The sequence below is a fragment of the Falsochrobactrum ovis genome, from assembly GCF_003259955.1.
GTDB lineage: Bacteria > Pseudomonadota > Alphaproteobacteria > Rhizobiales > Rhizobiaceae > Brucella > Brucella ovis_A.
In genome coordinates, this window is record NZ_QLMK01000021.1 from 22,949 (window position 1) to 33,116 (window position 10,168).

Consider the following 10,168-nt stretch of genomic DNA (forward strand, 5'->3'; position numbering starts at 1 on the left):
TGAACTTTCTATTTGTTATCCTTATCCTTTTGATATTGCTCATACAGACGGTCGATTCTTGCCGAGATCCACTCTCCAAAGGCCTTACCCTCAGCCTGACTGAACTCAACTGCATAGGCTTTGTTTTTGGTTCTCGATCTAACACGCACTAAGTCATCTGCAGAATCCCAGTTTAAAACTTTTGGTGGCGAAGTTTTCTCTCGGAGTGGCCTCAGTGCAGATAAAATAATTTCAAATCGTTGGGCACTATTACACCGCAAAAAAGCTTCCGATTCCAAAATATCATCTAGTTGGCCTCCATAGCTTTGAAGCAGAGTTGCTAGCTCATCCCATTTGGGCCGTCCAACACCGGGCGCTGAACCAACTTTATGAACTATGTTTTCTGGAATTTTCCGGGCAAGGCTGATCATCTCGGAAAGAACACCTCTGGAGGAGGTGCCGAATGTCGCTAAAATGACTGATCTGGCGGTCCCTCGGTCTTCTAACTTTTTGGCAAAAAACGCTTTCTCTATGAAAGTAAGATCTTTTCGCTCCAAATTTTCATTACCTTGAGCAATAATAAGCTCGTCATCGGTAAGGTTTCTGATGAAAGATTTTACTTTTTTGCCAAGCTGTTTCAGTGCCGCGACGCGTCGATGTCCGTAAGCTATTTGATATCGGCCCACTTTTTCCGGATTGGGGCGGAGAAGCACCGGAACCCCCTGACCATTGGTGCGGATGCTCTCTACCAAAGCCTCAAAATCGGGGCCAGAAAATTCATCAAGTCGGTCCTTAACAAAGGATGGGTCGATTAATGCAGTATCGACCTCAATGATCGAATAACCACCTGCGACAGCTTCACGAAGTTCGTCTGCCTCTCGAGACAAGCCAGTGATTGCGTCATTCATACTTTGCAGTGCACCAGAAGTGATTTGAGGCTTCTTGAGATTGTTCTCAGCTGAGAACAATTGCTCAGATGTCACCGGTGTTAAAAGCTCACGTAACACATCACGCCGTTTGTTCATGGCCGTCCCCAGGCACTTCTAATTAGTTCTTCCAGTTCTTGGTTTACCGCATTGAGCGATTCCATTGCCCTATCATAAGTCTGGCGATGAAAGTTCTCCCTACCCACTTCATACAGGGTTTGCTTGGTTATACCGGCATCAGAAATGGCGGCGGATTTCACCATTGAACTTGTAAGAACCCGATCGCCAAACAGTCCGCGAAGAAGACCGGCAATCTGAGACTGGGAACTATCGTTAGGTTCGAAACGAGTTAGTACATAACGAAACCAATCATAATTAGCGTTGCCGCCAGCTTTTTCTACCACATCAAATAACCCGGCGGTCATCTGAAGGAACTGACTCATGGATGCAACGTCCAGCATTTGAGGATGGATCGTGACCAGAACTGATGTTGCGGCACAAAGAGCCGATAGCGTCAGATAACCAAGTGAGGGAGGGCAATCGAGAACTACAATATCATAATTGTCTTCTACGCTTTTTAGTGCAGATGCAACTCTAGTAAAAAAGAGTTTATCTGCTGAGCGTGAAGATGAGGTCAGAGCCCGAGGCGTTTCATGTTCAAACTCCTGCAATTCAAGATTGCCAGGGATAATGTGAAGGCCGTTAAAATAAGTGGGCTGAATTATGGAGCTCAAAGGCTGCTGATTTTCATCATAACGAATTGCTCCATATAATGTTTGGTTCGGTTCAAGATCAAATTCTGGTTGAATGCCGAAAAGAGCAGATAAAGATGCCTGCGGGTCAAGGTCGACAGCGAGTACTCTGTATCCATGAAGAGCAAGGAACTGAGCCAGGTGAGCCGCTGTTGTCGTCTTGCCAGAGCCGCCTTTAAAATTAGTCACGGCAATTGTTTGAAGGCGGTCCGCTGATCTACGGTGCTTGTTATAACTTTGTTTGTTTTTGCTAAGATGTCGGCGGATTGTGTGTATTTGCTCAAGTGTATAGAGACGGCGACCCGCTGCGTTTTTTTCAGTACCACTAATTACGCCATCATTCGCTAAAGTCCGCAAATACGCATCACTGATTCCTATGAGCTTTGCTGCTTCCCCAGGTGCAAATTTCCGTAATTCTTTCTGAGCTAGAGGCGGAAAAGCGCGCGCTCGTAATTGTCCGAGCTGAGCGCTAAGAATATCGGCATCGGTCTCGATCAAGCGGGTCAGCGACTTATCGTTATTATTCGTGCTATTTATAATATTGGCGGTGATGACCATTAAAAACGCTCTAACCAGTTATTTGGCATAATGAGCGTTAGAATGGCTCGAATAAGGTGAGTCGTCAACTGATTTAATGTTAATGAAAAGTTAACAGTAATATATCCCGTATATAAACTGAAAAGCTTTGGGAAGTCCCCCTTAATTGTGGCGAGCATCAGTTCTCAGATGAGAACAAACGGGCCATTATCTTATTAATGATTCCGTTGAAGGTGGAGCAATTCTTCCACCTAGAGTCGGGAATTAAGCTCCAAAGCGATTACAGCAGTCTCGCTGCCCGTCCTGAGCGTCTTTGGGCACTGTTGTAATAATCGGATGCTTGCTGAACAGAGCGATGGCGGGATTGTTCCATGGCCTCGGGAAGAGGAATGCCGCGATTGGCAGCTTCCGTGAGATAACCCGCCCGTAGGCCGTGTGCTGAGAAAGCTCGTGGTTCAAGTCCGGCTAGTTTGGCGCGTTGTTTGACGATCGCATTAATAGCGCTGGGTTCTAAGGCGCGTACCGAAACATTGCCCCAGCGATCAATTTTGCGAAACACAGCACCGTGAGCAATGTTGGCAGCTTTCAACCAAGCTTGCAGTGCTTCAACCGGTCTGCCAGTTAAGTAAACCAGAGCATCTTCATCCGCGGAGCTGGTTTTGGTCCGGCCCAGATGAATGGCCAGAGAGGGCAGGGAAGGGCTGTTATCGATTGTAATCGGTTCTTGTTCAATGAGCTGACCGACGCGTAATCCGGCTATCTCACTTCTGCGACGGCCACCAGAGGCAAAGGCCACCATTAAGATGGCGCGATCCCGCAGAGCGCGAAGATCGTTGCCATCACAAGTAGCAAGCATTTTTGTTAAAACGTCGGCGGTGATGGCATTGGCGCTCTTGCGGGTTCTAGGCTGATTGATGGCTCGGACAGCAAGGCGGATCGCAGACTTCAGGGAAGGGGCAGTAAAAGAACCCTCAAGTCCACGCCAGCGAGTAAGGGTTGACCAGTTGGCCAGTCGACGCCGTACGGTGGAAGAAGCATGGGGTCCTCGGACACGCAAAAGACCCTGCTGGCGCAATTCCTTTTCCACATGGGTTGGCATGCCATGGTTGGGATCAGTTTCGCGTTGTTCTGGTCGCCACAAATGATGGGCGACAAATTTGAGCAGTAGTGCTTCTGGTGCGGGCCAGGGGAGGGGATGTCCCGTTGCAGCGCGGGCCCACGCTTCCAGATAAGCTAAATCAGAGGTCAAAGCGCGCAGACTGTTCTCGCCAATGCCTTGCTCTGCAAGGTGACGCAATGTTTCCACATCTTGATCAGTTAACAGCTCAGCCAGCCGATCGCGGCGATCTATGGGTAGGATTGCAGCCAATGTATCGAGCGCTTGGGAACGTTGCTGGTGATCAGAACAGTCAGCTTTTAGGATGCTCATTAATCGTTAATTCCCGTTCCCCGAAAACACCTCAAGCAGGTGATAATGTCATCAATATCAAAAAAACCGCGGCCTAGGTACAGTTCTGTTTACGTACTCAAACTTACTTTTAAGATTGATCTCGTCAGTTAATGACCAAGTTAAAATACTACCGTTCCCAGAAAACAAAAACGGACCGATCCGAAGATCGATCCGCTCTTGGGGGTGCAGTTGAGGCTGGATGGTTAAGCCAGGCCCATCTTTGATGCTATATGACGAGTGGCGGGTCCGTCAACAAGTTGCCATACCTGGGCCCTGCCTCTCATTCCGGTCTGCTTTGCCAAACCGGGCGCTTCCATCGCTCTAGGCGTTGAGCTGGATTGCGCTCTGGACCTGCCCGCGGGCTTGACCTATGCGCTGTATTCTTGGGCGGCCCGTCGCCTGATGCAGCGCCGTATCCCCTCGCGGGCAGCAATGGGCGCGATCTTCGGCATTGGCGGACTGCTGCTGATGCCAGTGCTGTTCGCAACGGGTGCGCCGTTCCTGACTTCATGGAACAACGCCGCCGTAGGCATCTACATGGCCTTGGTGCCGATGTTCCTGGGTTATGTCTGCTTCGGCCACGGGCTGGCTCGCATTGCGGCCAGCACGGCCACCACGATCACCTTGTTGGAGCCGGTCGTCGCGGCGGCGCTTGCCGCTGTCATCGTGGGCGAGAAGCTGCCCCCAATGGGTTGGGTGGGCGTTGCGCTCATCTTCGCCTGCCTGGTGTGCATCACCTTGCAGGTGCGGGCGCGCAGTCGAACGAATCCGGTGCCTTCAACAAACCCGGCCTGAGGGCGCAACACCAGCCGCGGTCAGGAATCACATCACCATCTTCCAACGCTCTGGCAGTAACCATCATGACGACAATTTCATGGGATGACTTCGCAAAGGTCGAACTGCGCGTGGGACACATCATCGAGGCCGAACCTTTTCCCGAGGCGCGCAAGCCGGCCTACAAACTGCTGAACGATTTCGGGTCAAAGATCGGACAGCCCAAGTCCAGCGCGCTGACCTTGTGATGCTGGCACTTATACGCTCAGCTTGGTCTCTTTCAAATGGAACTTACGGCAGTCCGCGCTCGACTATATGAGCCCAGCTCACTTCGAGAGAACGGTAGTTTAATACAAAAACCTCTCCACTTTTACGAAGCAAGTCCAAATCGAAGGCCTCATGCCTTGGAACGAATTTGAGAAAAAGCGGGTGAAGTAGCAAATTTGTATCAATTCACCCATTTCCTGATTAGCCTAATTCTGAGCTTGAATGTTCCGGTGCGCTGTGAACCAGTTGGGTTTCTGGGGTGTGAACAAGAGCCAGATAACGTTCGAACTGAACTAAAATATCGGCAATCAGCTGCTCTCGGTTAAAGCCCATTACATCATAGCCACGACCGCCACTGGAAAAGTAGGTACGTGCTTCATATCGGTAAGTTGGCTTACCGACACCTAATGTTGAATAGGCTGGGGCGACTTGCTGAACCGGCATGATACCATAGATAAAATCGCGCATGCCTTCAGCCGTGGAACGCAGGGTAATCGACCCATTCTCATCTTCGTCCACGATGGTTTCACGGCCGCGATTGTTCAGCTCTTTGGTAACGGCATTGAGTGCGTCTTTGGCGGTGCCATTTATGAAGTTGGCTACTTCTTGTTTAGACGGTGCGTGCAAAATTAAGGACAATCTGCGCTGCCATGTCAAACCAGAGGCTGGTTGTACACTTGGTGGCGATGGAATGGTTGCCTGTGCCTCTCTTTGTGCCAAGTCGGCTTTCATACCTTTGAAAAGCGACCAGACAAGTGCAAGTATAACGATGCTAAATGGTAAGGCACTCGCAATTGTTGCTGATTGAAGCGCATTTAAGCCACCAGCAATCAACAGACTAGCAGCTACGACACCTTCTAATGCACACCAGAAAACACGCTGACCTGTAGTCGTTTCGGTCTCGCCGCCTGCCGCAATTGCATCGATAACCAAGGAGCCGGAATCCGCTGATGTTACAAAGAAAATTGCCACCAAAACAATCGCTAAAGCGGACGTGAGTGTTGGCCATGGCAGATATTCGAAGAAATAAAACAGGCCGACTGACACATCGGCTGTAATCTCCGCACCCAACTTACCGCTGGCGACTGTGGTGTCGATCATGATGGCTGAATTGCCAAAAACCGTCATCCAGAAGAATGTAAAACCAGCCGGAATAAAAAGAACGGCTGTTACAAATTCGCGAACCGTGCGCCCACGTGAAATACGGGCAATAAACATGCCTACAAAAGGTGACCATGAAATCCACCATGCCCAGTAAAATAATGTCCATGCATCAATCCAAGGCGTTGGTTCATAAGCATAAATATTAAAAGTGCGCAGCACGATTGTATCAAGATAAAGGCCGATATTTTGTACAAAATCACGGAAAATTTCAGTTGTTTGCCCTACAACCAAGACAAATAACATTAACAAAACTGCAAATAGCAGATTTGTTTCGGATAGAATTTTAACGCCTTTATCAAGCCCTGTAACGACAGAAACTGTAGCTAGGCAAGTAACGGCTGCAACCAATAGCAATTGAATTTCCAAGCTGATAGGCACACCGAGCAGGTAATTCAAACCGGCATTCATTTGCGAAACACCGAGCCCCATTGATGTTGCAATCCCGAACATAGTGCCGACAATGGCAAAAATATCCACGGCATGACCAATCGGTCCGTTAATGCGTTCTTTTAGCAATGGATAAAGGCCGGAGCGAATGGTGAGTGGTAAATTATATCGATAACCAAAATAGGCCAGTGAAAGGCCAACCACAGCATAAATTGCCCAAGCGTGAATGCCCCAATGGAAAAAAGTAACCGCCATCGCTTCACGGGTTGCGGCAACCGAGCGTGGCTCTGCGGTTGGCGGAGCCATAAAATGCGTCATCGGCTCACCAACTGCATAATACATCAGACCAATGCCCATGCCAGCCGCAAACAGCATTGCAATCCATGATATAAAGCTGAAATCCGGCGTTGCATCATCAGGTCCAAGTTTTAAGCGACCATGGCGCCCTAAACAGATGAGCAAAACACTGATAAGAAAAATGCCGACTGATAGCAAATAAAACCAGCCGAAATTGGTTAGGATAGTTTGCTGAAGTTGCGCGAAAATAGTGGCAGCGCGATCAGGGACAACAACACCTACAGCTAAGAATATTCCGATGATAATAATAGCTCCGAAAAATACTGGAGGATTTATTATAAATTTAGCAGGCATGGGGGCTCTCTGAGGTTGATAGTTTTAGAGCGGTAGTCATAATTGTCTGAGCTATAATATGATTGCAAGGTCAAGGGTAAATGAAATTTGCCACGTGTTAATGTCGTTTAACAAAAATTCATATCGGTAAAGCAAGATCAGGCTTGACCCTATTCAGAATAATGATCGTCCGATAAGATATGGCCAAAAAGACGTGCGGTTTGACCTGAGCCCCAAGCTCCCTCCAGTTTTTGGTAGAGTCTTGGGTTTATGATCTGACCTTATGCGGCTCGTTTTTCCAGAGCCATTTTCATTGCGAACTCGTTGGGCGTGATGTTACCCAAAGAAGAATGTGGCCTGTTGCAGTTGTAATCCTCCTTCCATGCTTTGATTTGGGTGCGCGCCTGAGCGAGCGATGAGAACAAAGTCTCGTTCAGGCATTCGTCGCGGAAACTACCGTTGAAGCTTTCCACAAACCCGTTCTGCATCGGCTTGCCGGGTGCAATGTAGTGCCATTCGACGTGATTATCCTGACACCATTTCAGGATGGCCATGCTGGTCATTTCCGTGCCGTTGTCGGAAACAATCGTTCGGGGCTTTCCCCTTTGCGTGATGATTGCATCCAGCCCCCTGCTGAGCCTTCGGCCCGACAGCGATGTATCCGCAACCAATGCCAAGCACTCACGCGTGAACTCATCAACGACCGTCAGCACGCAGAACCTGCGGCCATTAGTGAAAGCGTCGCTGACGAAATCCAGGCTCCAGCGTTCATTGGGGCGTGATGGCATGGCAAGCGGTCGTCTGGTGCCCAAAGCTCGTTTACGGCCACCACGCTTGCGAACAGTCAGCCGCTCTTCTTTGTAAAGTCGCCTGAGCTTCTTGAGGTTCATAACCAACCCTTGCCGTTCGAGCATAACGTGAATGCGGCAATAACCGAAGCGACGACGCTCAGCGGCCACCGTCTTCATAACCTCCCGGATATGAGCATCGTCAGGACGGATGCTGCGGTATCGCATGCTTGACCGGTCAACCGACAACACAGAACACGCCCGACGTTGGCTCACTCCATGCGCTGCACAGGCATGAGCCACTGCATCTCGCTTCGCGTCGGGCGTCACCATTTTTTTGAAGCGACATCCTTCAAAATGGCAATATCCAACATCGTCTCCGCCAGCAGCTTCTTCAGCTTAGCATTCTCATCTTCTAGAGCCTTCAGCTTGCGGGCGTCAGATACATCCATCCCACTATATTTGGCCTTATATTTGTAGATGCTCGCACTGCTGATCCCGTGCTTGCGGCAAACTTCAGCAGTCGGCAAACCTGCCTCCTGCTCTTTCAAGATTCTGATAATCTGCTCTGCAGTGAACCGTGAACGCTTCATACGTCCGTCTCCTCATTGTCGTGACGGACTCTACCAAAAAAAACTGCAGGAAACTTAGGGGCTCAGGGCACCCGTAGGTTGGTCATGGACAGAGTTTCTTGGTATTTTAAGTGGTTCTTTATAGCGCCGCCTGTTGGATCTCTCACAACCGTTCATCGCGTTTTCATAGCCACGAATTATCATAGAACTTGTTCATGTACCAAATATTGGTACAATGGGGTAAAGGAGTTAGTTATGGTTCGAAATACGTCTGTTACCCTTGGTGATCATTTCGTCAACTTCATTGATACCCAAGTTAAGGGCGGACGCTATGGTTCCGCCAGCGATGTCGTCCGCGCTGGACTTCGTCTTCTAGAGGAGCATGAAGCTCGCGTTAAGTCTTTACAGGATGCTTTGATCGCGGGTGAAGAATCAGGTGAACCACAGCCGCTTGACCGAGAGCACTTCTTGAACAAAATGAAGTCAAAGCATGCGCTTTGATGGGTATAGGCTAACTCCGCTGGCAGAGGCTGACCTCGAAGAGATCTGGCTTTACTCTTTACATAAATGGTCACTGGAGCAGGCTCACAGGTATATTCACGATGTGATCGATACGTTCGAAGGATTAAAGGAGGGCAGCAAGCGGGGTCGAAAGACCGATATCCGCGCCGGTTATTTTAAATATGCTGTCGGGTCACACGTTATTTATTTTCGCGAGCAGGGGAGGGATCTGCTTATTGTGCGTATTTTGCATGGACGTAGGGACGTTAGGCGCCACTTGTAAGGTGGCATTTGTATTGAATATCACGTGAGCAGCTTTATCGTTCTTTTAGTGAGCGCGGCAATCCCACTTTGAAGACGACTTTGGCGGTGATGCGCGCGCTGGGAGTTGATCTGACGGCTAAACCGCATCATGTGTGAGTGATGAGCAGGGCAGGGGTATCAAAACAAGGTTGATCCTCTGGGCCTTTATAACCCCCGATAAACATTACTTATCGGGGGTTGAGGACTCATATGATTGAGGTCATGGTAGCGAAAACAATGACTATATTTGGTTTCGTATCGCGAAAATATGTGTTTACTAACAATACGTTATTTATGTCCATGTGGCCTCCAGTTCAGGGCGTATCGGGTGGATCGAAGCTGACCGCTGCGCGTCAACGCACCCTTGTCGACCAGATCCTGCAAATCGCGGGTGGCGGTTGCGCGTGAGGTCTTTGTTATGGCCAGATAGTTGTCGGGGCGATGTCACGGTAACGGCTTGTGAGTAGCATTGTGATATACGCACCTGGATGAACACCTCATCCATCAGCTACAAGCGCCATCGTTTCCCTCCCCAGGTCATCGCACACGCAGTGTGGCTCTACTTCCGATTTCCGCTGAGCCTGCGTCTTGTCGAAGAAATGCTGCTGGAGCGTGGCATTGTCGTCTCCTATGAAACGATCCGCCGCTGGGTAAAGAAGTTCGGCCCAGACTATGCACGTCGCCTTCATCGCAAGAAGCCCAGCCGGAATGACGTGTGGCATCTCGACGAGGTGGTCATCACCATTGCCGGCAGGAAACACTGGTTGTGGCGCGCTGTTGATCAGGATGGCTATGTGCTTGACGAGATCGTCCAGGCCCGCCGCAATACCAAGGCGGCCAAGCGATTGCTGGCTCGACTTTTGAAGAAGCAGGGCGTCGCGCCGAAGCGGATGATTACCGACAAGCTGCGCTCCTATGGTGCGGCGCATCGCCAGATCATGCCAAATGTCGATCATCGATCACACAAGGGCCTTAGGCTCAGGACTCATTGCTCATAGCCAGAAGATAACGGTTGCGGCGAGAGCGATGGCAGAGAAGAAGGCCATAGGGCACCTGTCGTAGCGCGTAGCGACACGTCGCCAGTCTTTTAGACGCCCGAACATGATCTCGATCCGGTTGCGCCGTTTGTAGCGGCGCT

The 10,168-nt window shown here is 49.8% G+C and carries 9 protein-coding genes and 4 pseudogenes; 6 read left to right on the forward strand and 7 right to left on the reverse strand.

Annotated elements, in window-relative coordinates:
• Nucleotides 1-8: 8 nt before the first annotated feature.
• From repB to C7374_RS14680, 3 genes are all read right to left on the reverse strand, one after another.
• A complete protein-coding gene (repB, locus tag C7374_RS14670; protein WP_111576369.1) occupies nucleotides 9-1,004 on the reverse strand; it encodes a plasmid partitioning protein RepB in 996 nt (331 codons plus the stop codon).
• Nucleotides 1,001-2,215: a plasmid partitioning protein RepA gene (gene repA, locus C7374_RS14675; RefSeq protein ID WP_111576370.1), complete on the reverse strand. Its 1,215-nt coding sequence runs from the start codon at nucleotides 2,213-2,215 to the stop codon at nucleotides 1,001-1,003. Before repA ends, repB begins: the two co-directional genes overlap by 4 nt.
• 259 nt (nucleotides 2,216-2,474) lie before the next feature.
• Nucleotides 2,475-3,623 carry a site-specific integrase gene (locus C7374_RS14680; protein ID WP_111576371.1) on the reverse strand — a complete coding sequence of 383 codons (1,149 nt, stop codon included), beginning with the start codon at nucleotides 3,621-3,623 and terminating at the stop codon, nucleotides 2,475-2,477.
• A gap of 258 nt (nucleotides 3,624-3,881) precedes the next feature.
• On the opposite strand from C7374_RS14680, the gene C7374_RS14685 reads away from it, so the two are divergent.
• Both C7374_RS14685 and C7374_RS14690 read left to right on the forward strand, forming a co-directional pair.
• A complete protein-coding gene (locus C7374_RS14685; RefSeq protein ID WP_280970179.1) occupies nucleotides 3,882-4,439 on the forward strand; it encodes a DMT family transporter in 558 nt (185 codons plus the stop codon).
• Between the two features lie 65 nt (nucleotides 4,440-4,504).
• Nucleotides 4,505-4,654 (forward strand): annotated as a pseudogene (locus C7374_RS14690) (tRNA-binding protein); the annotation flags it as partial.
• A gap of 232 nt (nucleotides 4,655-4,886) precedes the next feature.
• On the opposite strand, the gene C7374_RS14695 reads toward C7374_RS14690, so the two are convergent.
• Together C7374_RS14695 and C7374_RS14700 are read right to left on the reverse strand one after the other, a co-directional pair.
• The gene (locus C7374_RS14695; RefSeq protein ID WP_111576372.1) at nucleotides 4,887-6,887 is read right to left on the reverse strand and encodes a BCCT family transporter; all 2,001 of its coding nucleotides are present in this window, start codon (nucleotides 6,885-6,887) and stop codon (nucleotides 4,887-4,889) included.
• 260 nt (nucleotides 6,888-7,147) lie between these two features.
• Nucleotides 7,148-8,247 (reverse strand): IS3 family transposase gene (locus tag C7374_RS14700; protein ID WP_374850692.1). Its coding sequence is split into 2 segments (ribosomal slippage): nucleotides 7,148-7,989 and nucleotides 7,989-8,247, totalling 1,101 coding nucleotides; the frame shifts between segments, so codons are not numbered across the junction.
• A 234-nt stretch (nucleotides 8,248-8,481) separates the two neighbouring features.
• On the opposite strand from C7374_RS14700, the gene C7374_RS14705 reads away from it, so the two are divergent.
• The 3 genes and pseudogenes from C7374_RS14705 to C7374_RS16440 all read left to right on the forward strand — a co-directional run.
• Nucleotides 8,482-8,727: a type II toxin-antitoxin system ParD family antitoxin gene (locus C7374_RS14705; RefSeq protein ID WP_111576374.1), complete on the forward strand. Its 246-nt coding sequence runs from the start codon at nucleotides 8,482-8,484 to the stop codon at nucleotides 8,725-8,727.
• Nucleotides 8,717-9,010 carry a type II toxin-antitoxin system RelE/ParE family toxin gene (locus C7374_RS14710; RefSeq protein ID WP_111576375.1) on the forward strand — a complete coding sequence of 98 codons (294 nt, stop codon included), beginning with the start codon at nucleotides 8,717-8,719 and terminating at the stop codon, nucleotides 9,008-9,010. The genes C7374_RS14705 and C7374_RS14710 overlap by 11 nt, the downstream gene beginning before the upstream one ends.
• Nucleotides 9,011-9,027: 17 nt before the next feature.
• A pseudogene (locus C7374_RS16440) lies at nucleotides 9,028-9,147 on the forward strand (helix-turn-helix domain-containing transcriptional regulator); the annotation flags it as partial.
• Between the two features lie 171 nt (nucleotides 9,148-9,318).
• Here the strand turns inward: C7374_RS16440 and C7374_RS16445 are convergent.
• Nucleotides 9,319-9,465 (reverse strand): annotated as a pseudogene (locus C7374_RS16445) (DUF4172 domain-containing protein); the annotation flags it as partial.
• Between the two features lie 53 nt (nucleotides 9,466-9,518).
• Between C7374_RS16445 and C7374_RS14725 the strand changes: the two are divergent.
• Nucleotides 9,519-10,025, forward strand: a pseudogene (locus tag C7374_RS14725) (IS6 family transposase); the annotation flags it as partial.
• On the opposite strand, the gene C7374_RS14730 reads toward C7374_RS14725, so the two are convergent.
• A partial coding sequence (locus tag C7374_RS14730; RefSeq protein WP_146612746.1) for a transposase occupies nucleotides 10,023-10,168 on the reverse strand: 146 nt, incomplete at its 5' end. The pseudogene C7374_RS14725 and the gene C7374_RS14730 overlap by 3 nt on opposite strands.